21 protein-coding genes are annotated in these 24,960 nt (G+C 65.5%); 5 read left to right on the top strand and 16 right to left on the bottom strand.

Annotated elements, in window-relative coordinates:
• Together JQ633_RS19640 and JQ633_RS19635 are read right to left on the bottom strand one after the other, a co-directional pair.
• The gene (locus tag JQ633_RS19640; protein ID WP_211986705.1) at window positions 1-3,123 is read right to left on the bottom strand and encodes an efflux RND transporter permease subunit; all 3,123 of its coding nucleotides are present in this window, start codon (window positions 3,121-3,123) and stop codon (window positions 1-3) included.
• A 3-nt stretch (window positions 3,124-3,126) separates the two neighbouring features.
• Entirely contained in the window at window positions 3,127-4,260 is a 1,134-nt protein-coding gene (locus JQ633_RS19635) for an efflux RND transporter periplasmic adaptor subunit (RefSeq protein ID WP_211986704.1), read from the bottom strand.
• Window positions 4,261-4,509: 249 nt separating this feature from the next.
• On the opposite strand from JQ633_RS19635, the gene JQ633_RS19630 reads away from it, so the two are divergent.
• Window positions 4,510-4,935, top strand: coding sequence for a GNAT family N-acetyltransferase (locus JQ633_RS19630; RefSeq protein ID WP_211986703.1), 426 nt, complete (start codon window positions 4,510-4,512; stop codon window positions 4,933-4,935).
• Window positions 4,936-4,995: 60 nt separating this feature from the next.
• On the top strand, window positions 4,996-5,793 hold the full coding sequence (gene xth / locus JQ633_RS19625; protein WP_211986702.1) for an exodeoxyribonuclease III: 798 nt from the start codon (window positions 4,996-4,998) through the stop codon (window positions 5,791-5,793).
• A gap of 7 nt (window positions 5,794-5,800) precedes the next feature.
• Here the strand turns inward: xth and JQ633_RS19620 are convergent, their stop codons facing one another.
• From JQ633_RS19620 to JQ633_RS19610, 3 genes are read right to left on the bottom strand one after another with little or no spacing between them, the layout of a single operon-like run.
• A complete protein-coding gene (locus JQ633_RS19620; protein ID WP_211986701.1) occupies window positions 5,801-6,832 on the bottom strand; it encodes an L-idonate 5-dehydrogenase in 1,032 nt (343 codons plus the stop codon).
• A 41-nt stretch (window positions 6,833-6,873) separates the two neighbouring features.
• A complete protein-coding gene (locus JQ633_RS19615; RefSeq protein ID WP_211986700.1) occupies window positions 6,874-7,641 on the bottom strand; it encodes an SDR family oxidoreductase in 768 nt (255 codons plus the stop codon).
• A 9-nt stretch (window positions 7,642-7,650) separates the two neighbouring features.
• A complete protein-coding gene (locus JQ633_RS19610; RefSeq protein WP_211986699.1) occupies window positions 7,651-8,850 on the bottom strand; it encodes a mandelate racemase/muconate lactonizing enzyme family protein in 1,200 nt (399 codons plus the stop codon).
• A 175-nt stretch (window positions 8,851-9,025) separates the two neighbouring features.
• Between JQ633_RS19610 and JQ633_RS19605 the strand changes: the two genes are divergently transcribed.
• Together JQ633_RS19605 and JQ633_RS19600 are read left to right on the top strand one after the other, a co-directional pair.
• A complete protein-coding gene (locus JQ633_RS19605) occupies window positions 9,026-9,790 on the top strand; it encodes a GntR family transcriptional regulator (protein WP_211986698.1) in 765 nt (254 codons plus the stop codon).
• A 65-nt stretch (window positions 9,791-9,855) separates the two neighbouring features.
• Window positions 9,856-11,220, top strand: a complete 1,365-nt coding sequence (locus tag JQ633_RS19600; protein ID WP_249159482.1) for an MFS transporter — start codon at window positions 9,856-9,858, stop codon at window positions 11,218-11,220.
• Window positions 11,221-11,278: 58 nt separating this feature from the next.
• Here the strand turns inward: JQ633_RS19600 and JQ633_RS19595 are convergent, their stop codons facing one another.
• From JQ633_RS19595 to JQ633_RS19585, 3 genes are all read right to left on the bottom strand, one after another.
• Window positions 11,279-11,902 (bottom strand): tetratricopeptide repeat protein, encoded by a 624-nt coding sequence (locus tag JQ633_RS19595; RefSeq protein ID WP_433995674.1) that lies wholly within the window; start codon window positions 11,900-11,902, stop codon window positions 11,279-11,281.
• 190 nt (window positions 11,903-12,092) lie between these two features.
• Window positions 12,093-13,817, bottom strand: coding sequence for a dihydroxy-acid dehydratase (gene ilvD, locus JQ633_RS19590; protein ID WP_211986695.1), 1,725 nt, complete (start codon window positions 13,815-13,817; stop codon window positions 12,093-12,095).
• 224 nt (window positions 13,818-14,041) lie between these two features.
• Complete coding sequence (locus tag JQ633_RS19585; protein WP_211986694.1) at window positions 14,042-14,911, bottom strand: SMP-30/gluconolactonase/LRE family protein; 870 nt, start codon at window positions 14,909-14,911, stop codon at window positions 14,042-14,044.
• A gap of 267 nt (window positions 14,912-15,178) precedes the next feature.
• Here JQ633_RS19585 and JQ633_RS19580 point away from each other — a divergent pair, with 267 nt between their 5' ends.
• A complete protein-coding gene (locus JQ633_RS19580) occupies window positions 15,179-17,416 on the top strand; it encodes a lytic transglycosylase domain-containing protein (RefSeq protein WP_211986693.1) in 2,238 nt (745 codons plus the stop codon).
• 144 nt (window positions 17,417-17,560) lie between these two features.
• On the opposite strand, the gene JQ633_RS19575 is transcribed toward JQ633_RS19580, so the two are convergent.
• The 8 genes from JQ633_RS19575 to JQ633_RS19540 all read right to left on the bottom strand — a co-directional run bounded on the left by JQ633_RS19575 (window position 17,561) and on the right by JQ633_RS19540 (window position 24,956).
• A complete protein-coding gene (locus tag JQ633_RS19575) occupies window positions 17,561-18,529 on the bottom strand; it encodes a tripartite tricarboxylate transporter substrate binding protein BugD (protein WP_211986692.1) in 969 nt (322 codons plus the stop codon).
• 80 nt (window positions 18,530-18,609) lie between these two features.
• Complete coding sequence (locus JQ633_RS19570) at window positions 18,610-19,851, bottom strand: threonine synthase (RefSeq protein WP_211986691.1); 1,242 nt, start codon at window positions 19,849-19,851, stop codon at window positions 18,610-18,612.
• 175 nt (window positions 19,852-20,026) lie between these two features.
• On the bottom strand, window positions 20,027-21,445 hold the full coding sequence (gene lpdA / locus JQ633_RS19565) for a dihydrolipoyl dehydrogenase (protein ID WP_211986690.1): 1,419 nt from the start codon (window positions 21,443-21,445) through the stop codon (window positions 20,027-20,029).
• 17 nt (window positions 21,446-21,462) lie between these two features.
• Window positions 21,463-21,705: a hypothetical protein gene (locus JQ633_RS19560; protein WP_211986689.1), complete on the bottom strand. Its 243-nt coding sequence runs from the start codon at window positions 21,703-21,705 to the stop codon at window positions 21,463-21,465.
• On the bottom strand, window positions 21,705-21,881 hold the full coding sequence (locus tag JQ633_RS19555) for a hypothetical protein (protein ID WP_211986688.1): 177 nt from the start codon (window positions 21,879-21,881) through the stop codon (window positions 21,705-21,707). The genes JQ633_RS19560 and JQ633_RS19555 overlap by 1 nt, the downstream gene beginning before the upstream one ends.
• A 12-nt stretch (window positions 21,882-21,893) precedes the next feature.
• Window positions 21,894-23,255 (bottom strand): pyruvate dehydrogenase complex dihydrolipoamide acetyltransferase, encoded by a 1,362-nt coding sequence (locus JQ633_RS19550; protein ID WP_211986687.1) that lies wholly within the window; start codon window positions 23,253-23,255, stop codon window positions 21,894-21,896.
• 1 nt (window position 23,256) lies between these two features.
• On the bottom strand, window positions 23,257-23,562 hold the full coding sequence (locus JQ633_RS19545) for a DUF5076 domain-containing protein (protein WP_211986686.1): 306 nt from the start codon (window positions 23,560-23,562) through the stop codon (window positions 23,257-23,259).
• A gap of 5 nt (window positions 23,563-23,567) precedes the next feature.
• Window positions 23,568-24,956 carry a pyruvate dehydrogenase complex E1 component subunit beta gene (locus tag JQ633_RS19540; protein WP_211986685.1) on the bottom strand — a complete coding sequence of 463 codons (1,389 nt, stop codon included), beginning with the start codon at window positions 24,954-24,956 and terminating at the stop codon, window positions 23,568-23,570.
• Window positions 24,957-24,960 lie beyond the last annotated feature (4 nt).

Below are 24,960 nucleotides of genomic sequence, written 5' to 3'. Positions count from 1 at the left end.
TCACTCCGCCGCGACCACCTGCGGCCGCTCGACCTCGGCCTCGAGCTGCGGATCGAGCTTGCGGCGCAGCCTGCGGTCGATGCGGTCGAGATAGATGTAAATCACCGGCGTGATGAACAGCGTCAGCAGCTGCGACACGCAGAGGCCGCCGACCACGGCAACACCGAGCGGCTGGCGCAGCTCGGCGCCGGCGCCGGCACCGAGCGCGATCGGCAGCGTACCGAAGATCGCCGCGAACGTCGTCATCATGATCGGGCGGAAGCGCAGCAGCGCCGCCTCGCGGATCGCGTGCTCGGCGCTGAGGCCGACCCGACGGCGCTCCAGCGCGAAGTCGACCATCATGATCGCGTTCTTCTTGACGATGCCGACCAGCATCACGATGCCGATCATCGCGATCACCGACAGCTCCATGTTGAACAACATCAAGGTCAGGATCGCACCAATGCCCGCCGACGGCAGGCCGGAGATGATCGTGATCGGATGGATGAAGCTCTCGTAGAGGATGCCGAGGATCACGAACGCCGCGAACACCGCAGCGAGGATCAGCACGCCCTGCCCGCGAAGCGAGTCCTGGAACACCTGCGCGGTGCCGGAGAAGCCGGTCGCGATCGTCGGCGGCAGGTTCGAGCTCTGCTCGAGCTCGGTGATCTTGTCGACCGCATAGCCCAGCGAGGTGCCCGGCGCGAGGTTGAACGAGATCGTCACCGCCGGCTGCTGGCCCTGGTGGTTGATCTGCAGCGGCCCGACCGTCGGAACCAGCTTGGCAACGGCATCGAGCGGGATGGTCTGGCCGTTCGCCGTCTTCATGTAGAGCTTCGACAGATCGGACGGATCGACCCGAAACTGCGGCTGCACCTCCAGGATGATCTGGTAGTCGTTCGACGGCATGTAGATGGTGCCGACCTGCCGCGCGCCATAGGCGTTGTAGAGTTGGTTGCGGACCTGATCGACGGTAACGCCGTAGACCGCCGCCTTCTCGCGGTCGATGTCGACCGTCATCTGCGGGTTCTTGATGTAGAGGTCGGTGGTGACGTCGAGCAGGCCCGGGATCTTCTCGATCCTGTCGCGCATCTCAGGCGCCAGGCGGTACAGCGACTCGGTATCGCCGCTCTGCATCACATATTGATACTGGCTCTTGGAGATGCGGCCGCCGATGTTGAGGTTCTGGACGCTCTGGAAGAACGCCTGCATGCCCGGGATCTCGCGCGCCTTCTGGCGGAGGCGGCCGATCACGGCCGTGGCGTTGTCACGGGTCTTCTGCGGCTTCAGCGCGATGAACAGCCGGCCGTAATTGGTGGTCGGATTGGGCCCGCCGGAGCCGACCGTGGAATTGATGTAATCGACCGCCGGATCGGACTGCAGCACGCCGACGAGTGCCTGCTGGCGCACCTTCATCGCCTCGAACGAGGTGTCGGTCGCGGCCTCGGTGACGCCGATCAGGAAGCCGGTGTCCTCCTGCGGGAAGAAACCCTTCGGCACGATCATGTAGAGATAGATCGTGCCGCCAAGCGTCGCGAGCGTCACGATGAGCATCAGGGCCTTCTTGGCCAGCACCCAGTCCAGCGCCCATTCATAGGCTTTCAGCCAGGCCTCGAACATCGCCTCGAACGCCCGAAGCACGATGTTCGGCCGCTTGGTCTGGTCGTGCGCGCGCAGTACGCGGGCGCACAGCATCGGCGTCAGCGTCAGCGAGACGAAGCCGGACACGATGATCGCCACCGAGATCGTGACCGCGAATTCGCGGAACACGCGGCCGACGATGCCGCCCATCAGCAGCACCGGAATGAACACCGCGATCAGCGAGAAGGTGATCGAGATGATCGTGAAGCCGATCTCGCGCGCACCCTTCAGCGCCGCCTCGAACGGCTTCATGCCGTGCTCGATGTGGCGCATGATGTTTTCCAGCATGACGATGGCGTCGTCGACCACGAAGCCGACCGAAAGCGTCAGTGCCAGCAGCGTCATGTTGTTGATGGAATAGTCCAGCGCATACATCGCCGCGCAGGTGCCGAGCAGCGAGATCGGCACCGCCAGCGCCGGGATGAAGGTCGCCGAGGCCGAGCGCAGGAACAGGAAGATCACGAGGATCACCAGCCCGATCGCGATCAGCAGGGTCTCCTCGACGTCGCTGACCGCCTGCCGGATCGAGACCGAGCGGTCCATCATCACCTGCATCGACACCGACGGCGGGATCGCCGCGCGCAGCGCCGGCAGCTTGGCCAGCACGGCGTCGACCACCGCGACGGTATTGGCGTCGGGCTGCTTCTGGATCGCGAGCACGATCGCCCGCTCGTTGTTCATCCAGGTCGCGATCTTGTCGTTCTCGACGGCGTCGTACACCTTGGCGATCTCGTCCAGCCGCACCGGCGAGCCGTTGCGCCAGGCGACGTAGATCTGGCGGTAGTCGGCCGCCTTGTCCATCTGGCCGGAAGCCTGCAGGGCAACGTCCTGCTTCGGACCGTTGAGGGTGCCGACCGGGGTCGAGGAATTGGCGCGCGACACCGCTGCGCGGATGTCCTCCATCGAGACGCCGCGGGCGGCCGCCGCCTCCGGGTCGGCCTGGACGCGGATCGCGAATTTCTGCGCGCCGTAGATCAGCACCTGCGCGACACCCGGCAGTTGCGACAGCGCCTGCCCGATCGTGATGTCGCCGTATTCGTTGACCGACGACAGCGGCAGCGTCGCCGAGCCGAGCGAGACGAACAGCACCGGGAAGTCCGCCGGGTTCACCTTGCGGAAGCTCGGCGGGATCGTCATTTCGATCGGCAGCCGGCGCTGGGCGATGGTGAGCGCTGTCTGCACGTCGAGCGCTGCGGCGTCGATGTTGCGGTTGAGATCGAACTGGATGGTGATGACGCTGGTGCCCTGCGACGAATTCGACGACATCGATGAGATGCCGGCGATGGTCGAGAGCTGGCGTTCGATGATGCCGGCGACCGAGGCCGCCATGGTGTCGGCACTGGCGCCCGGCAGCGTCGCGGTGACCGCGATGGTCGGGAAGTCGACCCTCGGCAGCGCCGAGACCGGCAGCAGGCGGAAGCCGAACACGCCGAAGGCGATGATCGAGGCCGTGATCAGCGTCGTCATCACCGGCCGGCGGATGCAGAGCTCGGAGAGCGTCATCGCTTAAGCTCCAGCCTTGCGCGCGCGCAGCTCCACCCGCGAACCGTCCGAGAGCAGCAGCTGGCCGTCGACGACGATGGTTTCATCGCCCGACAGCCCTTCCGCGATCACCGACGAGCCCTGGAAGGTGCGGTCGACCTTGATCGGCTGGACCTTGGCGACGCCGTCCCGGACCACGAAGACGAAATTGCCGTTCTGGCTGCGCTGGACCGCGACGGTCGGTACCACCACGGCATCCTCGTTCCGGATGATCAGCTTGGTCTGCACGATCGTGCCCGGCCACAGCGTCTCGCTCTCATTGGTCATGATGCCGCGCACGGTGACCATGCCGGTGGTGGCATCGACGGCGTTCTCGACCATCGCGACCTTGCCCGCCTCCGAACGCTGGCGGCCTGGAATGGTCGCGATCACGGGGGAATCGCCCTTCCCCATGGCGTCGCGCAGATCGACCAGGACGCGCTGCGGAACGGCGAAGGTGACGTAGACCGGCGCCATCTGGTTGATGACCGCCAGCGGCTGGGTGTCCGCCGGGCGCACGAAGTTGCCGACCTTGACATTGGCCGCGCTGATCCGGCCCGTGAAGGGCGCGCGGATCACCGTATAGCTCTTCTGGACGCGCAGATTGTCGAGTGCCGACTGGTCGGCCTTGATGGTGCCGATCAGGATATCGGACTGGGTCTTGGCATTGTCGAGGTTGACCTGCGTGGTCGCGCCCTTGACGACGAGCTCGGTGTAGCGGCGCAGGTCGCGCTGCGCGCCTTCGAGTTGGGCGCGATCCCTGGCCAGCACGCCCTCGGCCTGCTCGATCTGGGCATCGATCTGGCGCGCATCGAGCATGAACAGGAGGTCGCCCTCATTGACCTTGGCGCCGTCCTCGAAATGCACCGAAACGATGGTGGTCTCCAGCCGCGACTTCAGCGCGACGCTGGAGATCGGGGTCACCGTCCCGATCGCATCGACATCGACCGGCACCGATCTGCGCTCGGCCTTGGCGAGATCGACCGAGACCACACGCGCCCGCGGGCCGGACTGCGCGGTGGCTGCACCGCCATTCATCCATGAGGACCGGGTCGCGTAAGCCGCCCCGGCTGCAATGCCGAGCACGGCAACAATCAGAAGGAAATTGCGTTTTTTCATAAGTCTTGCACGCGCGCCGCCCCCATCGTCAAAACCAGGACGGTTCGTAGCTCCCCTCTCGGCAATTGTTACGCCTTGTTTCCAAAGAGGGTTAGCACAGGCTGGCCGCACTTGGTATGCCACCTAAGATAAATTGTGCGGCTTTCATTCGCATGCACATTGTCTGCCCCTCGAAAAGAGGCATGCGCCGCTCCAGCCATCGGCCGTATCATTGCGCCGCCACATGGAGCCCTTCCGATCGTAAACTAGATGCCCGCCTCCGTCCTCGTCTGCCGCTGGGAAGAAGCCCGCGAACGCGCCTCGGCGATCCGCTACAGCGTCTTTGTCGAAGAACAGCGCGTGCCCGTGGAACTGGAGTGGGACGACATGGACGCGACAAGCTGGCACGCCCTGGGGTTTACAGGGGACGGCGCGCCGGTCGCGACCGGTCGGCTGCTGCCCGACGGGCATATCGGCCGCATGGCGGTGCTCAAATCAGCACGCGGGACCGGCGTCGGCGCCCGCGTCCTGGACGCGCTGATGGCCAAGGCGGCCGAACTCGGCTATCCCCGATTGATCCTCAACGCGCAGACGCACGCGGAGCAGTTTTACGCGCGCGTCGGGTTCGAACGGGTCGGCGAGGAATTCGAGGAGGCCGGCATCCCGCACATCGAGATGCGGAAACGCCTGGTCTGACGGAGCTGTGGGATACGGGACCGCTAAACGCGGAAATCCAATCGAAAAAGAGGACCTTTGATGCCAGTTCGCATCGCAACGTGGAACGTCAACTCGGTCCGGCAACGGATCGAACCCCTCATGAGCTGGCTGAAGGAATGCTCCCCGGACATCGTCTGCCTGCAGGAGATCAAATGCGTTGACGACGCCTTTCCGCGCCTCGAGATCGAATCGCTCGGCTACAACGTCGTCACCCACGGCCAGAAGACCTTCAACGGGGTCGCGCTGCTGTCGAAACTGCCGTTTGACGAGACCAAATCGGGTCTCGCCGGCGATGACGAGGACGCCCACGCGCGCTTCCTGGAGGGCGTCGTCACCCTGAAGCAGGGCGTGGTCCGGGTCGCCTGTCTTTATCTGCCCAATGGGAACCCGGCCAATACCGACAAATATCCCTACAAACTCAAATGGATGTCGCGGCTTCTTGAGTACGCAAAGGAGCGGCTTAAGACCGAGGAACCGCTGATCCTCGCCGGCGACTACAACGTCATTCCGGCGGCCCGGGACGTCTACAACCCTGCGGCCTGGACCGGGGACGCCCTGTTCCGCCCCGAGACACGGCAGGCGTTCCAGTCGCTGCTCGGCCTCGGCCTGACCGACGCGCTGCGCGCGGTCAACGACGAGCCCGGCCAGTACACCTTCTGGGACTACCAGGCCGGCGCCTGGCAGAAGAACTGGGGCCTGCGGATCGACCATCTGCTGTTGTCGCCGCAAGCCAGCGATCGGCTGATCGATGTCGGGATCGACAGCTATGTGCGCGCCTGGGAGAAGCCGTCCGACCACGTACCGGTCTGGGCCGACCTCGATTTCGAGACGGCTTGACGAAGGGCTAGAAGGTCAACTGCACCTTCATCGAGCGCGAGCGGTCACTGGCGAGTTCGAAGGCATCGACCGCGGACTCGAACGGGACCGACGCCGACACCAGCGGCGTCAGGTCGACCAGCCCCTCGCCCATCAACCGCAGCGCCAGCTCGAATTCGGGATCGAAGCGGAAGGTGCCGCGGAGCCGCAGCTCCTTGGCGACGATGGTGTTGATCGGCAGCGTCATCTCGCCGCCGAGCCCGACCTGCACGATCACGGCGCCGGGCCGCAGCAGATCGAGCGCGCCGCGCAGCGCCGCCTGATTGCCGGAGGCCTCGAACAGCACGTCGAGCTGCCCCTTGCCGTCCCTGTAGGGCTCGAGCGCGGCCGCATCGGTCGCGCTGTTGATCGCGTGCGTCGCGCCCAGCCTGCGCGCCATCACGAGCGGCGCCTCCGCGATGTCGGTCGCGACGATCTCGGACGCACCGCCGAGCCGTGCCACCACGACCATCAGCGCCCCGATTGGACCGCAGCCGGTGACCAGCACCCGCTTGCCGAGCAGGCTGCCGGCCTGGTTGCCGGCGTGCAGGCAGACCGCGAACGGCTCGGCCATCGCGGCCTCGGCGAACGAGAGCCGCTCGGCGATCGGGATCGCCTGCGATGCGTCGACGGTGATGTACTCGCGAAAGCCGCCCTGCACATGAGGAAAGCGCATCGCGCTGCCGAGGAAGCGCATGTCGGTGCACTGGTTGCGCATGCCTTCGCGGCAATAGGCGCACTGCCCGCACGGCAGACTCGGATTGACCGCAACCCGCGTCCCCGGACGCAGATGGGAGACCGCGGAGCCGACATCGGCGATGGTTCCGGAAATCTCGTGCCCCAGCGCCATCGGCTGCTGAATCCGCACCGTGCCGAAGCCGCCGTGATGGTAGTAGTGCAGATCCGAGCCGCAGATGCCGCCGGCCGCGATCCGGACCCGCACCTGGTGCGGCGCCGGCGCCGGATCCTCGAAACTGTCGATCCGCAAATCGTGGGGAGCGTGGATGACGACGGCGCGCATGCGTGCAGTCCCTCTGTTGGTGGCCGGCCGGATGGCCGCGATCACATCGCGGCCAGCATGCCGCCGTCGACATAGATGATCTGGCCGTTGACGTAGTTGGACGCGTCCGAGGCCAGGAAGATTGCGGCGCCGACCAGTTCGTCCGGCTTGCCCCAGCGCTTCGATGGAATCCGCGACATCAGCCAGTTGTTGAAATCGGGGTTGGACATCAGCGCCTCGTTCATGTCGGTCAGCATGTAGCCGGGTCCTATCGCGTTGGCCTGGATGCCGCTCTGTGCCCACTCCACCGCCATCGAGCGCGTCAAATTGCGAATGCCGCCCTTCGCCGCCGTATAGGGCGCGATCGTCGGCCGCGCCAATTCGCTGCCGAGCGAGCCGATATTGATGATCTTGCCGCGCTTGCGCGGGATCATCCGCTTGGCCGCCTCGCGCCCGGTCACGAAGGCGCTGGTCAGGTTGGTCTCGATCACCTTGCGCCATTCCTCGGTCGTGAATTCGACCAGGGGCTTGCGCCGCTGGATGCCGGCATTGTTGACGAGGATGTCGACCGCGATGCCCTCGCGGTCGAAGCGTTCAAAGGTCGCGACGATCGCGGCCTCGTCGGTAACGTCGAACGCCGCACCGTCAGCCTTGTGACCAGCCGCACGGAACTCGGCGACGGCCGTCTCGACCCTGGCAGGATCGACACCATTGATGATCAGGTGTGCGCCGGCCTTCGCCATGCCATCGGCGATGGCGCGGCCGAGACCGCGCGACGAGCCGGTTACGAGCGCGGTGCGGCCGGAGAGATCGAACAGAGCGGTGCTCATCGGAGGTCCTCAGACATTGGAGCGGCGTACAGTGAGATCGGAACGGTCGAACACCGCCGGAAGCAGGTCGACGCCGAGCCCCGGCCCTTCCATCGGATAGACGTAGCCATCCTTGATCACGGGCATGGTGGTGACAAGCTCGTTGTACCAGCCCTTGTAGAAGGCCCGCACCGACTCCTGGATCAGCGTGTTGGGCTGGCTGAACGACATGTGGATCGCCGCGATGAAACCGACCGGCCCGATGCAATCATGCGGAGCAAACGGCCGATGATAGGTCTCGGCCATCGCCGCGATCTTGCGGCCCTCGGTGAGGCCGCCGGTCCAGCACAGATCGGCCATCACCACATGCATGGCGTCGCGGTCGAGCATGTCCTTGTAGGGGAAGCGCGAGCCGAGCGTCTCGCTGGCACAGACCCAGACGTCGGTCGAGCGCGCATATTCGGCGAGCGCCTGCGGCGAGTTCATCCGGATCGGGTCTTCGTACCAGGTCGGCTTGTAGGGCTCGAGCGCGCGCGCGATCTGCTTTGCGGTCGGCAGGTTCCACAGCGAGTGCAGCTCGACCATGATCTCCATCCTGTCGCCGACCGCCTTGCGGATCTTCTCGAACGGCTCGATCGCCTGCTTCATCTGTGCGGCGGTGATGTAGAGACCGTTGTTCTCCTGCGCGGCGGGATCGAACGGCCAGATCTTCATCGCCGAGATGCCGCTCTCGAGCAGGCTTTCGGCGAGCGCGTCGGCGCGGTGCATGAAGCCATCGAGGTCCTCATAGGGCCCCTGCGTCTGCCCGACATTCCAGTTCGACACCGGGCTGATATTGGTGGAGCGGACATATCGGGTGCCGGCGCAGGTGTTGTAGATGCGCTGCTTGTCGCGGCACAGGCCGCCGAGCATCTGGTGCACCGGCTGGCCGCAGACTTTGCCGAACAGATCCCACAGCGCGATGTCGATGGCCGACGCCGCGCGATATTCGACGCCGGTCGACGATTGCGCCATCGGCAGATTGAGCATGTCGCGGTGGATCGCCTCGATATGCAGCGGATTGCGTCCTAGCAGCCGCCCGGCAAACGTATCGTGGATCTGCGCCTCGACGGCGCCGGCGCCGTAGAAGGTCTCGCCGAGCCCGATCAGTCCGGTGTCGGTATGGACACGGACCCAGATCACATTGGCGAACTCTTCGGTGCGCAATGTCTCGATCGAGGTGATCTTCATCGCGATGTCCTCCCGGAACCCGCGCTCGCGGGTTGATGTTTCTTGCTTGGGGCCGTCGCTTTGCGGCGGGCCGTGCGCCCATTGATACGACCACTTGTAATATTTCACAACATGTTTTAAGCAGAGAGCAGCAATCGGGCTCACGCGACGCACGCGGGCCGGCGGGAGGAATGAAATGGTACGGCGCAAACGCGCGCTTGAGATCGTGCGTTCCGACGGCACGGACGAAGCACCCGGCCGGCGTAACCGCATCAACTTTTTCGAACTCGCCTATCAGCGGATCGAGGATCTGCTGGTCAATTGCGAGCTCAGGCCGGGCCAATCCCTCACCGTACAGGACCTGCAGGACCTCACCGGGTTCGGGCGCACGCCGGTGCACAACGCCGTCAACACGCTGGCCGCCGACACGCTGATCATCATCCGCCCGCGCCACGGCCTGCAGATCGCGCCGATCGACCTCGCGCGCGAGCGCATGCTGCTGGCGCTGCGGCGCGACATCGAGCGCTTCGTGATCCGGCTCGCCGCCGATCGCGCCAGCCTCTCGCACCGTAATCAGGCGCTGCATATCGAGCGCGTGCTGAAGGACAGGCGCGCGACGCTGACGCTCGACGAATTCAACAGTCTCGACCGCCGCATCGACAGCCTGATCCTTGCCGCCGCCGGCGAGCCCTTCCTCGCCCACACGCTGCGGCCGCTGCACACGCTCTATCGCCGCATCGGCTTCATCCATCACCGCTACATGCCGGGACAGGCCGACCTGTCCGGCACCATCGACAGCCATCTCGCCATTCTCAACGCGGTCGCCAATCGCCGCGTCGAGCGCGCGACGGCGGCCAGCGATGCGCTGATCGATTACATGGACTCGATGTTCGAAGGCATGGAATCCGGCATCGATCCGCGGCTGCTCGACTGCAGCATCGAGCCGCTGCTCGGGACCTGAAACAGCGGTCCTCCACCGAGAGGACGCTCAAACCAAAGCGCGCAACGGACAACGGGAGAATGGCAATGTCCACGATGGCAGTTCCGCCACAGGCGACGATCGACGGCGCGGTCCGCCACCTCATCACCAATTACAGCCCCAAGGGCAACAAGGTCGGCTGGCTGATGATGGCCTCGATCCTGGTCGAGGCCTGGGATCTCTACTCGATCGCCTTCGTGCTGATCTTCATCAAGGAGCAGTACAATCCCGATCCGCTGATGCTCGGGCTCGCCGCCGCCGGCACGCAGGGCGGCGCCTTGATCGGCGCACTGATCGGCGGTTGGCTGTCGGACAAGATCGGCCGCCGCATCATGTTCCTCGCCACCATGGTGATGTTCATCGTGCTGGCGCTGGCGCAGGCTTTCGTGCCCAACGTGACGTGGCTGATCGTGATCCGCTTCCTGCTCGGCATTCCGCTCGGCAGCGACATCTCGACCGGCTACACCTACATCATGGAATCCATGGCCAAGGGCGAGCGCGAGGTCATGGGCAATCGCTGGCAATTCATGTTCGCGGTCGGCGAGGTGCTGACGATCGGCGTCATCATCCTGTTCCTGCTCGCCGAGATCAATCACGAGACGCTGTGGCGCGTCACGCTCGGCCTCGGCGCCCTGCCCGCGCTCATCATCCTCTTGATGCGCCACGACGTGCCGGAGACCGCGGTCTGGCTGGTGCAGCAGGGCCGCTTCCGCGAGGCCAAGCAGGTCGCGCGGCAGATGTACAATGACGACCTCGCGATGCTGCCGGACCAGGACGTGGTGCTGCCGAAGCCGCGCCCGACCGCCTTCCTCGCCGATCTGCGCAAGGATCCGATCCGCTGGCGCGCCACGCTGTATGGCTGGATCGCCTGCTTCGCCCAGGCGAGCGAATTCTCCACCTTCGCGTTCTATCTGCCGGTGCTGTTCGCGATGGTCGGCGTCTCGACCGTGCTCGGCAACAACCTCGTCACCATGGCGCTGTTCTCGTTCGCGGCGCTATCAGGCTGGGTCGGGCCGCTGCTGACGCCGAAGATCGGCCACCGCGGCATCAGCATCGCGGGCTTCAGCATCGTGCTGGTCTCGCTATTGGTCGCGGCGGGCGCGCTGTACACCGGCCACAAATACATCCTGCCGTTCGCCGCCGCGGCCATGCTGTGGGGCCATTACTGGGACGCCTCGAACTGCATGACGATCCCGACCATGGTCGCCCGGCCGCAGTACCGCGGCACCGCGTCGGGCTTCGCCTACATGTTCGTGAAGCTGCCGTCGTTCCTGGCGATCTTCCTGTTCCCGTCGCTGTTCGAGGCGATCGGTCAGGCCAATGCGACGCTGTTCGTCGCGATCTTCCCGTTGATCGGGCTGCTCGCCGCGATCTTCATCCTGCCGGAGGTCTACGGCTACGAGCACGACTAGGGCTCTGCGCGGGGCTGAGACGACACGGCGGCCGTCGGGATCGATCCCGGCGGCCGTTTTAGTCCCGGCGGCCCTGCACCCAGTGCTCGAGCATCTGCAGCGCCATCGTCTTGTCGTCCTCGGACGCCTTGGCGACTGCCCGGTTATAGCTTTCCCGGATCCAGCTCTCGTCGGGGGTTGCGCTGTCGCGCGCCAGCGTCAGCCACATCAGGCCGCGCGCCCGCTGCGGCGGCAGACGGTCGCCGTTGAACAGCATCTGGCCGAGCAGCGCCTGCGCCTGATGCTGGCCCTTCTGGGCCGCAAGGCCGAGCCAGCGGGCGCCGTAGCGGAAATCGTCCCGCGAGGCGTCCGGCGTCTTCAGGTACAGCCTGGCGAGGTCGTACTGGGCGTCGGCGTTGCCGAAATAGGACGCGGCATAGGAGAACATCTCCCGCGCGCGCTCGGTGTCCGCCTTGATCTTGGAATTGGGAATGCCGCTCAGATAGTAGCGGCCGAGCGCCACGAAGGCATTGGCGACGATCGAAGCCTGCGGCGCCGACGGCGAATCCTCGGCATGCGCATTGGCGATCCGGCTGAAATATTCGAACGCGCGCACGTCGTCCTGGGCGACGCCGTCGCCCTCGGCGTACATCTTGCCGAGCTTCCACTGCGCCACGGGGTGGCCGGCCTCGGCCAGCGACATCACGGTGGTGTTCGAGTTCGGCAGCGCCGCCGGCGCGATCGGGGTCGCGGCGCGCTTCAGGGCGGCCGTGCCGGGCTGTGGCGAAACGATCGGAAGGGCAGTGTCTTGCGGGTTGACCGGGGCTCCGTCGAATCCGAATCCGGGGCCCGCCACCGGAATGGCCCCTAACGCAAACGCAAATATCGTACGCCTAAACGTCCGCATAACACTGTTTCTCGTACGCGCCACCCGGATGGGTGACAGCGCCATCCACCGCCGGCCCCACTTGCTCGGCGTACTTCCACAGCGCACCAGATGTGTGGTTAGTCGCCCGAGGGGCCCATTTGGTCTTACGATTTGCGAGCTCGGCGTCGCTCAATTTTACGTCAAGAGTGCCGGCGACCGCATCGATCTCGATGATGTCGCCGTCCTGCAACAGTCCGATCGGCCCGCCGATGGCCGCCTCGGGTCCAATATGTCCGATGCAAAAGCCGCGCGTGGCCCCGGAGAACCGTCCGTCGGTGATCAGGGCGATCTTGCCGCCCATGCCCTGCCCGGTCAGCGCTGCCGTGGTGGCCAGCATCTCCCGCATGCCGGGACCGCCCTTCGGTCCCTCGTAGCGGATCACGATAACCTCGCCTTCCTTGTAGGTGCGGTTCTGGACCGCCTCGAAGGCGTCTTCCTCGCGGTCGAAGCACCGGGCGGGGCCGGTAAACTTCAGGTTGGACATTCCCGCGACCTTCACGATCGCACCCTCCGGAGCGAGATTACCCTTCAAACCGACAACGCCACCGGTGACGGTGATCGGATTGTCGGCGGGCCGCACCACATCCTGGTGCGGATTCCATTTCACGCTTTTGAGGTTTTCAGCGATCGTTCGGCCGGTGACGGTTAAGCAATCCCCGTGCAGGTGGCCATTGTCGAGCAGCGTCTTCATCAGCAGCGGAATGCCACCTACTTCAAACATGTCTTTGGCAACATAACGGCCGCCCGGCTTCAAATCCGCGACGTAAGGAGTCTTTTTGAAGATTTCGGCAACGTCGAACAGGTTGAACTTAATGCCGCACTCATGCGCGATCGCCGGCAAGTGCAGTGCAGCATTGGTCGAACCACCTGAGGCTGCAACCACGGCCGCAGCATTTTCAAGGGCTTCCCGGGTGACGATGTCACGCGGCCTGATGTTCTTCTCGATCAGCTCCATCACCTTTTCGCCGGCGGCGGCGCAGAAGCTGTCGCGGATCTCGTAGGGCGCCGGAGCCCCGGCAGAATACGGGAGGGCGAGGCCGATCGCCTCGGACACCGTCGCCATGGTGTTGGCGGTGAACTGGGCGCCGCAGGCGCCGGCCGAGGGACATGCCACCCGCTCGATCTCGTCGAGGTCCTCGTCGGACATCGCGCCGACCGAATGCTTGCCGACCGCCTCGAACATGTCCTGCACGGTGACGGGCTGGCCGCGGAAATTGCCCGGCAGGATCGAGCCGCCGTAGATGAAGATCGACGGCACGTTGAGGCGCACCATCGCCATCATCATGCCCGGCAACGACTTGTCGCAGCCGGCCAGCCCGACCAGCGCGTCGTAGGAATGGCCGCGGACGGTCAGCTCGACCGAATCGGCGATGCATTCGCGCGACGGCAGCGACGAGCGCATTCCGTCATGGCCCATCGCGATGCCGTCGGTCACGGTGATGGTGCAGAACTCGCGCGGCGTGCCGCCGGCGGATGCCACGCCCTTCTTCACCGCCTGCGCCTGGCGCATCAGCGAGATGTTGCATGGAGCAGCTTCATTCCAGCATGAAGCAACGCCGACAAACGGTTGATGAATCTGGGCTGTCGTCAGCCCCATCGCGTAAAGATAGGAGCGGTGCGGCGCGCGTGCGGGACCTTCCGTCACGTGGCGGCTCGGCAACCTGCCCTTGATGTTCGTCTTGGCGTCCATCGCCTGCTCTCCAGCCTCTCCTCCCTCGCAAACGCCGGAACCCGCAAAAAAGTCCCGGCCATCGCGAAGCGCTCGGCCATTCAGCTTTATGAATATGATTTCATGGACAGGTGTGGCTAAAAAGCGGCGTGACCTGTGACCGCCTGTCAACAAGGTTAAATGTCCAGGAACTGTTGCGATTACGCAACGATCGTGGCAAGGACGCAACCATGTATTACGGGACCTTATAACCGGCCCCGCGGTGGTTCAGGGATACCGTCACCTGGAACCTGGACCTCGACGAGATCGATCCGTGACACCGATTGGCCCTTGCGCAATTCCTCGTAGGAGGTGGCGGCGCTGAGGCAGAACAGCGTCCTGCGATCGGCGCCGCCGAGCGCACAGGCCAGCGCGCGGCGGCCGGGTACGGCGATGCGGGCCTGCTCGTTGCCCTCGCGGCCAATCCTGATGAAGGCGTCCTCCGTGAACGACGCGACCCAGACCGATCCCTCGCGATCGAGGCAGATGCCGTCAGGATCGCTCATCTGGCCCAGCTTTCCGCGCAGGCTGAGACTGCCGTCCGTCGCGATGTCGTAATCGGCAAGGCACGCGCCATCCATCTCGGCGACGACAAGCCGGCGGTGATCGGAGGACACGGCGATGCCGTTGGGAAAGCGCAGGCCGTCGGCAACGACGCGCGCGTTATCATCGGGCGTCACCAGGATGATCCGACCGACCGCGCCGCGGCCCTCCGGCGGCGGCAGGTCGAAGCCTAGATCGCCGACATAGGCGCGCCCCTGCCCGTCGACGATCATGTCGTCGATCGTGCCGGCGGCGATCCGCGAGAGGTCGGCATAGAGAGAGAGCTTGCCGCCGGAAAATCTTAGCAACTGCTTGCTGAACATCGTCAGCACGATGATGTCGCCGTCAGGCAGCACGCCAAGGCCGCACGGCGTGTCGTCGCCGATCGCTGCGTGCTCCTGCCGTTCGCCCGACGGGCTGATGCTGAGCAACGTCCGCGCCATGCAATCGACGAACCACAGCCGCCCATTGTGCCAGCGCGGGCCTTCGAAATAGCGGCCGCCGTCGAGCACGGTCTTCAGTTCAGTCGTCATGTCGGGACTGTCACTCCAGCGCTTATCGGCAGGATAGCTCCGGGGCGGAGCCGGTGAAACTACGGAGATGGCCGCCACCCAGGCATGGAACTTGCCGATTTCCGTGAGTTCCACACGTCACATTCCATATTTTGCCGCCTTTCTCTGTAGAGTTGCGGTTGACTTAAGGGGTTGTGAATCAAGGGGTCCGATAATCGGCGGCCCGGTTTGTGCCGCGTGTAAGCTTTGTTTGTTTGTGCCTCATGGTTTCTCAGGGGGGACCAGGGAATGAACCATTGCCTCCGTCCGCTGGCGTGCTTCGCCACCGCCGCAGCGCTTGCGCTGCTTCCGGTCAAGGTGACCGCGAAGCCGCACAGCCAACACCAAGCCAAGAGTTCGCACGAGGCTGACAAGAAGGCGCAGGGCGCCGGCAAGAAAGCCAAGGCCGCGCGCGAGACGACGTCAGGCAAGCGGCGTCATGCCAAGCGCAGCGCCGCCGAGCGCAAATCCGCCAAAGCCAAATCATCTTCGAAAGCCGCTGAAGCCGACAAGGCACCGGCGACAGAGAAGCCCGCGGGCCCGCAGTTGTCGGGCGATCTCGCCGCGGTCAGGGATGCGATCCTCGCGGCGCGCAAGGGCAGGACCAGCGAGGCGACCGACATCCAGAGCAAGATCACCGACCCCGTCGGGCAGAAGCTCGTCGAATGGTATCTGCTGCGCCACTCCGAGTCGGCTGCCGGTTTCAGCCGCTATGCGGCGTTCATCGCCGCCAATCCGGGCTGGCCGAGCGTGACGCTGCTGCGCCGACGGGCCGAGGCCCGGATGTGGCAGGAGCGCAGCGCCGCGGCGACCGTGCACGGCTTCACGCTCGACCAGCCGATCAGCGCCAAGGGCAAGCTCGCGCTCGCGCGCGTGCTGCTCGCCGAGGGCGACCGTGACGGCGCGACGCGGCTGGTGCGCGAGGCCTGGCGCTCGGAGGACCTGTCCGACCGCACCGAGAGCGACGCCTATGATGCGTTCAAGGACCTGCTCACGCGCGACGATCATCGCGCGCGGATGGACAAGCGGATCGGCGCCAAGGATCTGGCCGGCGCCCGGCGCGCCGCGCAGCGGCTCGGCGATGACGATTTGGCGATCGTAAAGGCCTGCGGCGCCGTGCGCGCGAAATCGAGCAAGGCGGAGGACACGCTCAACGACGTGCCCAGCGACGCCCGCGGCGACCTCGGCTACGCGCTCTGCCGGATGCAGTGGCTGCTGGCGCAGAACAGGATCGACGATGCGGCCCGCGTGGCGATCGCGGCGGCGCCGGAGACCATGGCGCAGCAGGACACCGACCAATGGTGGCGCGAACGGCGTATCCTGGCGCGCAAGCTGCTCGACCAGGGCAAGTTCCAGACCGCCTACGACGTGATCCGCCCGGCGGCGCTTCCCGACAACCCGTATTACCGCTCCGACCTGCACTTCATGTGCGGCTGGATCGCGCTGCGCTATCTCGACGACGCCAAGGCAGCGGCGGCGCATTTCGCGCGTATCGACGAAGGCCAGACCAACCCGACCGTGCTGGCGCGCGCCGCCTACTGGCGCGGCCGCGTTGCCGAGGCGCTCGGCAACAAGGCCGTGATGCGCGCCGATTACCAGGCCGCCGCGCGCTATCCGACCGCCTATTACGGCCAGCTCGCGCTGGCAAAGCTCGGCCGCGACGGCCTCGACCTGCGCGTGCCCTCGCCGGCCGCGAGCGCCGAGAGCATGGCTTCCGACGAGCGGGTGCGTGCTGCCGACATGCTCTACGCCATCGGCGAGCCCGACGTGGTGCTGTATTTCGTCGCCGATCTCGCCGAGGAAAGCTCCGAGGTCGGCATGCTCGAGGCACTCGGCGAACTCACCCGCCGCCGCAACGACGCCCGCGCGATGCTGCAGATCGGCAAGATCGCGCTCGGCCGCGGCTTCGCGCTCGACCACTATGCCTTCCCGGTCATCGGACTGCCGAAGCACACGCCGGTCGCGCCCGATATCGGGCTCAGCATGACCTATTCGGTGGCGCGCACCGAAAGCGCCTTCGACCAGCGCGATAAATCGGCGGCCAACGCGGTCGGCCTGATGCAGGTGACGCCGGAAGCCGGCCGCGACACCGCAAAGCGCTTCGGCGTCAGCTACGACTGGAGCCGGATGGTCTCCGACCCCGTCTACAACACCCAGATGGGCGCGGCCGAGCTCAGCGCGCTGCTGTCGGAATATCGCGGCAACCACATCATGACCTTCGCCGGCTACAACGCCGGCCGCGGCCGCGTTCGCGACTGGGTCAAGGCCTATGGCGACCCGCGGGATCCCAATGTCGATCCCGTCGACTGGGTGGAGCGGATCCCGATCTCGGAGACGCGCAATTACGTCCAGCGCGTGATCGAGAATCTCGCAGTCTACCGCGCCCGCTTCGAGGACGCCGGCACGGCCATGGCCAAGAACGGCGAACGCGTCGTGACGCAGGAGACCAACGCGGCGCCTGCGGGGGCAACGGTCCCGTCGCAGTAACAGCCGTCGTCCCGGCGAAGGCCGGGACCCATAACCACTGCATTCAATTGTGATCGGGAACGTGGCCTCAGCGTCGTGCGCCAACCGCCATTTGAGGTAATGGGTCCCGGCCTTCGCCGGGACGACCGCTGAGAGATATCGGCCTCAATCCACCTTCACATTGGCGGCCTTGATCATCGGCCACCACTTTGCGATCTCGGCCTTCTGCCAGGTGCCGAGCGCCTGCGGCGTCAGCTGGTCCTTCGGCGGCATCTGCAGGCCGAGATTTTCCAACTGCTTCTGCACGGCCGGATCGTTCAGTGCCTCGACCGCAGCCTTGTTGAGTTTCGCGATGATCTCCTTCGGCGTGCCCTTCGGCACCCAGAGGCCCGACCACAGCGTCATGTGGAAGCCCGGCAGGCCGCCTTCGTCCACAGTCGGAATATCGGGAGCGTTCTCGACCCGCTTGGAGTCGGTGACGGCGTAGGCGCGGATGGTGCCGGCACGGACCTGGTTGATCGAGTTCGAGGTCTGGTCGACGATGATGTCGATCTGGCCGGCGACGAGATCGTTCAGCGCGGGACCGGTGCCGCGATACGGCACGTATTGCAGCTTGATGCCCGAGACATTTTCAAAGTAGAGCCCGGCGATGTGGCTGCCGCTGCCGGCGCCGGCGGTGCCCGCGGTCGGCGGCGACGGCCGCGACTTCAGCCACGCCAGCAGTTCCTTCAGCGATTTCGCCGGCACGGCGTTCTTGCTGACGATGATCATCGGGTTGCTCGGCAGCAGCACCACCGGCTCGAGATCCTCGACCAGGTCGTAGCCGAGCTTGTAGATCGCGCCGTTGGCGACATGGGTGCCGAGATGGCCGAACGAGATGGTGTAGCCGTCCGGCGCGGAGCGGACTGCGCGGCCGACGCCGATCGAGCCGCCCGCCCCGGTGACGTTCTCGATCAGCAGCACCTCGCCGAGCGACTGCTTCATGCGTTCGCCGAGAATGCGCGCCATCGCATCCGACGGTCCACCGGCGGAAAACGGCACGATGATGGTGATCGGATGGGTGGGATAGGCTTGCGCTGATGCGGCGCCAGTGAACGCCAACATCGCCAACACGGCCAGAACCAGTTTCCGCATCACGCTCTCTCCCTCAATTTTCTTATTGCTATCATTTTTGAAGGGCCACCTTTCGACAAGATGGCCCTTCGGATAAGGCGTCAGAACTGCGAGAAATCGATCGGCTTGTGCCGGTCCAGCGTGCGCGTCACCGGCGGCAGCGGATATTTCAGCCCGCTCGCGCAGTTGAACAGCATGACGCGGTCGGTCTTGGAGACGCGGCCGTCGGCGAGGCTGTCCTTGTAGGCGGCGTAGGTCGCGGCGCCCTCGGGGCACAGCAGCAGCCCCTCCTCGCGCGCGACCTCGTTGAGCGCGGCCGAGATCTTGTCGTCGTCGACCGCGATGGCGAAGCCCTTGCTCTCGCGCACCGCGCGCAGGATGAGGAAATCGCCGATCGCCTGCGGCACGCGGATGCCGGAGGCGATGGTGTGGGCGTCCTCCCAGCGCGTCGCATGCTCGGTGCCGGCCTCATAGGCCCGCACCATCGGCGCGCAGCCGGAAGCCTGCACCGCGACCATGCGCGGGCGCTTCGAGCCGATGAAGCCGATCTTCTCCAGCTCGTCGAACGCCTTCCACATCCCGATCAGGCCGGTGCCGCCGCCGGTCGGATAGAAGATCACGTCGGGCACGTCCCAGCCGAGCTGCTCGGCGAGCTCGAGGCCCATCGTCTTCTTGCCCTCGATCCGGTACGGCTCCTTCAAGGTCGAGGTGTCGAACCAGCCCACCTTGGCCTTGCCCTCGCCGACGATCTTGCCGCAATCGTCGATATAGCCGTTGACGCGGTAGACGGTGGCGCCCTGCAGCTCGATCTCGCTGACGTTCACTTCCGGCGTATCGGCCGGGCAGAAGATCGTGGTCTTGATGCCGCACGACGTTGCGTAGGCCGCGAGCGCCGCGCCGGCATTGCCGTTGGTCGGCATCGCCATGTGCTTGATGCCGAGCGCCTTGCCCATCGACACCGCCATGACGAGGCCGCGCGCCTTGAACGAGCCGGTCGGCAGCCGCCCCTCGTCCTTCACGATGATCTCGCCGCCGCCGAATTTGTGCGAAAGCTTCGGCAGCCGGATCAGCGGTGTCGTCACTTCGCCGAGCGAGACGATGTCCTTGCATTCGCGCACCGGCAGCAGCTCGCGATAGCGCCACATGTCGGCCGGGCGCTGCGCCAGCGCGTCCTTGGTCAGCGCCTTCTTCACGCCGGCGAGGTCGTAGCGCACCAACAGCGGCTTGCCGGCCTTGGAGAGGTTGTGGACCTGATCCGCCGGATAGTGATCGCCCTCCATCGCGCATTCGAGATGAGTGACGAAGGTCGGGCGTTCGATGGTGAGGTTGTCGTTGTCTTTCACGAGGTGCGCTCTTTCTTGTTCTTCGTGAGTTCGTTCCTGCCTGACCCGTCACCCTGAGGAGGCCGCGAAGCGGCCGTCTCGAAGGGCGACAGGCCCCGCTGCTCGATCCGGGCCGTGCATCCTTCGAGACGCGCTACGCGCTCCTCAGGATGACGGGACGGCTACTATTCCAGTCTCAAATATTCAGCACCCGGCCGTAGGCGTCGAGCACTGCTTCCTTCATCATTTCGGACAATGTCGGATGCGGGAACACGGTGTGCATCAGTTCCTCTTCGGTGGTCTCCAGGTTCATCGCCACGACATAGCCCTGGATCAGCTCGGTGACCTCGGCGCCGATCATGTGCGCGCCGAGCAGCTGCCCGGTCTTCTTGTCGAAGATGACCTTGACCAGGCCCTGATCCTCGCCGAGCGCGATCGCCTTGCCGTTGCCGACGAACGGGAAGCGGCCGACGCGGATCTCGCGGCCGCCCTCCTTCGCCTTGGCCTCGGTGAGGCCCACGGAAGCGACCTGCGGGTGGCAGTAGGTGCAGCCCGGGATCATCAGCTTGTCCATCGGATGCGGATGCAGGCCCTTGATCGCCTCGATGCAGACCACGCCCTCATGCTCGGCCTTGTGCGCGAGCATCGGCGGACCGGCGACGTCGCCGATCGCGTAGATGCCGGGTACGTTGGTCTTGCCGTAGCCGTCAATCACGATGCAGCCGCGGTCGGTCTTCACGCCGAGCTTCTCCAACCCGAGATTTTCGATATTGCCGACCACGCCGACGGCGGAGATCACGCGCTCGAATTCCATGGTCTGCGGCGCCTTGCCGTCGTCGATGGTCGCGACGACGCTGTCGGCCTTCTTCTCCAGCTTCGTGACCTTGGTCGAGGACATGATCTTGATGCCCATCTTCTCGAACCGCTTGCGCGCCAGGCCGGCGATCTCGGCATCTTCCACGGGAAGGATCTGCGGCAGCACCTCGACGACGGTGACGTCGGCACCCATGGTGTGGAAGAACGAGGCGAACTCGATGCCGATCGCGCCGGAGCCAACCACCAGCAGCGACTTCGGCATCCGCTCCGGCACCATCGCCTCGAAATAAGTCCAGACCAGCTGCTTGTCGGGCTCGAGCCCGGGCAGCACGCGCGGCCGCGCGCCGGTCGCGACGATGATGTGCTTGGCCTGATAGGTGCCCTCGCCGCTGGCGCCCTTCGGCGCCTCGACCGCGGACTTCTTCACCGTGATCTTGCCGGGCGCGTCGATGTTGGCGTCGCCCCAGATCACCGTGATCTTGTTCTTCTTCATCAGGAAGCCGACGCCGTCGTTCAGCCGCTTGGAGACCCCGCGCGAGCGCTGCACCACAGCCTTCGGATCGAACGAGACGTTGTCCGCCGACAGCCCGTAGTCCTTGGCGTGCTGCATATAGTGATAGATCTCGGCCGAGCGCAGCAGCGCCTTGGTCGGGATGCAGCCCCAGTTCAGGCAGATGCCGCCGAGATAGGATTTCTCCACGATCGCGGTCTTGAAGCCGAGCTGCGCGGCGCGGATCGCCGTGACGTAGCCGCCGGGACCGGAGCCGATGATGATGACGTCGAAAGATGTGTCGGCCATGGCGGCTCCCATTCAACTCAACTTGTGACGCCGCGGGCGCGGCTTCTTGTGATCAACAACCTGACCAGCCATTCGATCGCGATGACCAGGGCCATGATGAGCCCGGCGATCAGCACGACGGCCTGACCGATGCTCCGCGCCAGCTGCTCGCCGGAAAAGAATGCGGAGCGCAGAATATCCAGTCCGACCGGATTGAGCACGGCCGCGGCCGACAGCAGCATCGAGATCCAGGGCCAGAGCGTGATCCGTCTGTCGGCCATTATCCATGTTCCGGCCAAACCACTCCGAGGATCACCGTCCAGACCAGCGCGAGCACGACCGCGCCGATGATCGCGATCCTGAACTGGATCGTGGATACGAGGTCACGATTGACCGCAATGATCGACGCGACGGCGATGGCGGCGAGCAGGACGTACGGACCGTAGATCGCGTACATGCGTGATGCCCGTCAGACCATCATCATCACGGGATTTTCGATCAGCTGCTTGAAGGCACCGATCAGCTCGGCACCGAGCGCGCCGTCGATCGCGCGGTGATCGCAGGACAACGTCACGCTCATGATGCTCGCGATCTCGATCTTGCCGCCGCGCACCACCGGGCGCTCCTCCGAGGTGCCGACCGCGAGGATCGAGGCATGCGGCGGGTTGATCACCGCGGTGAAGTGGTTGATGCCGTACATGCCGAGGTTGGACACCGCCGTGGTGCCGCCCTGGTATTCCTCCGGCTTCAGCTTGCGGGCGCGGGCACGCGCGGCAAAATCCTTCATCTCGTTCGAGATGGTCGAGAGCGTCTTGGTCTCCGCCTTGCGGATGATCGGGGTGATCAGGCCGCCCGGCATCGCCACCGCGACCCCGACATCGGAATGCTTGTGCTTGAGCATGCCGCCTTCGGTCCAGCTCACATTGCAGTTCGGAATCTTCTGCAGCGCGACCGCCATCGCCTTGATGACGAAGTCGTTGACCGAGATCTTGTAGAGCGGCTTCTTCTCCTTGTCCTTCGGCGCGGCGGCGTTGATCTCCTCGCGCGCGGCGAGCAGCTTGCCGATGTCGCAGTCGATCGTCAGGTAGAAGTGCGGCACGTTCTGCACCGACGCCGTCAGGCGCTGGGCGATGGTTCGCCGCATGCCGTCATGCGGCACGACCTCGTATGAGCCAGGCTCGAACAGCGCCAGAATCTGCTTGTCCGACATCGACGGTGCGATGCTCGGTCCCGCGGCGGGTGCGGCCGCCGGTGCCTTGAGGCCCTTGCCGGATTTGGCGTCCTCGACGTCGCGGGCGATGACGCGGCCATGCGGGCCGGTGCCGGTGATGCGGCCAAGCTCGATATTGGCTTCCTTCGCCAGACGGCGCGCCAGCGGCGACGAGAAGATGCGGGCATGACCGTTGGCCTGTGCGGCCGCTGGCTGCGGCGCCGGTGGGGGCGCAGCAGGCTTCGGCGCAGGAGGAGCAGCCGCCGGTGCGGGTGCCGCGGCAGCGGCGGAGGGCTTCGGGGCTTCCGCCGGCTTCGGTGCCTCGGCCGGCTTCGGCGCGGCTCCGCCACCGGCGCTGGCCGCCGCCTTCACATCCTCGCCGTCGCCGGCGAGCACCGCGATGATGTCGTTGACCGGTACGTCCTGGGTGCCCTCAGGCACCAGGATCTTCGCGATCGTACCTTCGTCGACCGCCTCGACTTCCATCGTCGCCTTGTCGGTCTCGATCTCCGCGATGACGTCACCGGACTTGACCGTGTCGCCCTCCTTCTTGAGCCACTTGGCAAGGTTGCCCTTCTCCATCGTGGGCGACAGCGCGGGCATGAGAATGTTGATCGGCATGTCAGTGACCTTGTTGCGACCGCGGCATGGTTTTGCCCGTGTCGGTCGGCCGGGCGATTTCGGCTTCGAACATCTCGACGATGCGCGCGAGCGCTTCGTCCTCGGTGTATTCGCTCTCGCGCGCATAGGCGCGCGCGGCGTGACGGGCGATGTCGACGAGCATCAGCCCCCACATGTCCGGCTCCTCGAAGGCGCGCTGGAATGCGATCGACAGACCGCCGTCGACGACGAAGGCGCGCAGCACCTCGACGGCGTCCTCGCGGTCCATCACGTCAGGCGGCAGCGGCTGCTCCTTGGGACCGGTCATGGGCGTTACCGGTAGGACACGGCCTTGGCGGCCGCGACCACCTCCGCGACGGAGGGCAGAGCAAGCTTTTCGAGATTGGCGGCATAGGGCATCGGCACGTCCTTGCCGGAGACGCGCGCGACCGGCGCATCGAGATAGTCGAAGGCATGCTCCATGATGCGCGCCACGACTTCGGAGCCGACGCCGCTCTGCTGCCAGCCCTCCTCGACCGTGACCGCGCGGCCGGTCTTCTTCACGGAGTTGATGATGGTCTCGGTGTCCATCGGACGGATGGTGCGGAGGTCGACGACCTCGGCCTCGATGCCTTCCTTGGCGAGTTCATCGGCGGCCTTCAGCGCGTAGGACATGCCCATCGCCCAGGAGACGATGGTGACGTCCTTGCCGGCGCGGGCGATCCGCGCCTTGCCGATCGGCACCACGAAGTCGGCGAGCTTCGGCACCTCGCCGGTGTGGCCGTACAGCATCTCGTTCTCGAGGAAGATCACCGGATTGGGATCGCGGATCGCAGCCTTCAGCAGGCCCTTGTAATCGGCGGCCGAATACGGCGCGATCACCTTCAGGCCCGGGATCTGTGAGTACCACGCGGCATAATCCTGGCTGTGCTGCGCGGCGACGCGCGCGGCAGCGCCGTTCGGGCCGCGGAACACGATCGAGCAGCCCATCTGGCCGCCGGACATATAAAGCGTCTTGCCAGCCGAGTTGATGATCTGGTCGATCGCCTGCATGGCGAAATTCCAGGTCATGAACTCGACGATCGGCTTCAGGCCGGCCATCGCCGCGCCGACGCCGACGCCGGCAAAGCCGTGCTCGGTGATCGGCGTGTCGATCACGCGGCGGGCGCCGAATTCCTGCAGCAGGCCCTGGGTCACCTTGTAGGCGCCCTGATACTCGGCGACCTCCTCGCCCATGATGAAGACGTCCTGGTCGCGGCGCATCTCCTCGGCCATGGCGTCGCGCAGCGCTTCGCGGATGGTCTGCGTGACCATCTCGGTGCCCTCAGGCACTTCCGGATCGGGCGCGGCGACCGCAACCGGCGCGGCCGGCGCAGCGGCGGGTTTCGGCGCCTCTGACTTGGCTTCCGCCGGCGCGGCCTCGGCCTTCGGCGTCGGCGCCGGAGCGGCGGGCACCTTGGCGAGATCGGCGGCGCTCTCGCCGTCGGCGAGGATGGTGGCGATCGGCGTGTTGACCGCGACGTCGGCGGTGCCTTCCGGGATCAGGATCTTGCCGAGCGTGCCCTCGTCGGTCGCCTCGACCTCCATCGTCGCCTTGTCGGTCTCGATCTCGGCGATGACGTCACCGGACTTGATGGTCTCGCCTTCCTTTTTCAGCCATTTGGCGAGGTTGCCCTTTTCCATGGTGGGCGACAGCGCAGGCATCAGCACTTGAATGGGCATAACA

It is taken from the genome of Bradyrhizobium tropiciagri (assembly GCF_018130505.1).
Lineage (GTDB): Bacteria > Pseudomonadota > Alphaproteobacteria > Rhizobiales > Xanthobacteraceae > Bradyrhizobium > Bradyrhizobium tropiciagri_B.
The sequence above is the reverse complement of the archived record's forward strand: the minus strand, read 5'-3'. Positions and strand labels throughout refer to the sequence as shown.

Bases quoted from the DNA above. Each gene is read 5' to 3' on its own strand.
- JQ633_RS19620 (WP_211986701.1), bottom strand. From the start codon at position 6,832: ATGCGCGCCGTCGTCATCCACGCTCCCCACGATTTGCGGATCGACAGT.
- JQ633_RS19640 (WP_211986705.1), bottom strand. From the start codon at position 3,123: ATGACGCTCTCCGAGCTCTGCATCCGCCGGCCGGTGATGACGACGCTG.
- xth (WP_211986702.1), top strand. From the start codon at position 4,996: ATGCCAGTTCGCATCGCAACGTGGAACGTCAACTCGGTCCGGCAACGG.
- JQ633_RS19585 (WP_211986694.1), bottom strand. From the start codon at position 14,911: ATGACGACTGAACTGAAGACCGTGCTCGACGGCGGCCGCTATTTCGAA.
- lpdA (WP_211986690.1), bottom strand. From the start codon at position 21,445: ATGGCCGACACATCTTTCGACGTCATCATCATCGGCTCCGGTCCCGGC.
- ilvD (WP_211986695.1), bottom strand. From the start codon at position 13,817: ATGGACGCCAAGACGAACATCAAGGGCAGGTTGCCGAGCCGCCACGTG.
- JQ633_RS19545 (WP_211986686.1), bottom strand. From the start codon at position 23,562: ATGACCGGTCCCAAGGAGCAGCCGCTGCCGCCTGACGTGATGGACCGC.
- JQ633_RS19610 (WP_211986699.1), bottom strand. From the start codon at position 8,850: ATGAAGATCACCTCGATCGAGACATTGCGCACCGAAGAGTTCGCCAAT.
- JQ633_RS19635 (WP_211986704.1), bottom strand. From the start codon at position 4,260: ATGAAAAAACGCAATTTCCTTCTGATTGTTGCCGTGCTCGGCATTGCA.
- JQ633_RS19580 (WP_211986693.1), top strand. From the start codon at position 15,179: ATGAACCATTGCCTCCGTCCGCTGGCGTGCTTCGCCACCGCCGCAGCG.
- JQ633_RS19630 (WP_211986703.1), top strand. From the start codon at position 4,510: ATGCCCGCCTCCGTCCTCGTCTGCCGCTGGGAAGAAGCCCGCGAACGC.
- JQ633_RS19560 (WP_211986689.1), bottom strand. From the start codon at position 21,705: ATGGCCGACAGACGGATCACGCTCTGGCCCTGGATCTCGATGCTGCTG.
- JQ633_RS19550 (WP_211986687.1), bottom strand. From the start codon at position 23,255: ATGCCGATCAACATTCTCATGCCCGCGCTGTCGCCCACGATGGAGAAG.
- JQ633_RS19600 (WP_249159482.1), top strand. From the start codon at position 9,856: ATGTCCACGATGGCAGTTCCGCCACAGGCGACGATCGACGGCGCGGTC.
- JQ633_RS19605 (WP_211986698.1), top strand. From the start codon at position 9,026: ATGGTACGGCGCAAACGCGCGCTTGAGATCGTGCGTTCCGACGGCACG.
- JQ633_RS19555 (WP_211986688.1), bottom strand. From the start codon at position 21,881: ATGTACGCGATCTACGGTCCGTACGTCCTGCTCGCCGCCATCGCCGTC.
- JQ633_RS19540 (WP_211986685.1), bottom strand. From the start codon at position 24,956: ATGCCCATTCAAGTGCTGATGCCTGCGCTGTCGCCCACCATGGAAAAG.
- JQ633_RS19615 (WP_211986700.1), bottom strand. From the start codon at position 7,641: ATGAGCACCGCTCTGTTCGATCTCTCCGGCCGCACCGCGCTCGTAACC.
- JQ633_RS19575 (WP_211986692.1), bottom strand. From the start codon at position 18,529: ATGCGGAAACTGGTTCTGGCCGTGTTGGCGATGTTGGCGTTCACTGGC.
- JQ633_RS19595 (WP_433995674.1), bottom strand. From the start codon at position 11,902: ATGTCGCTGGCCGAGGCCGGCCACCCCGTGGCGCAGTGGAAGCTCGGC.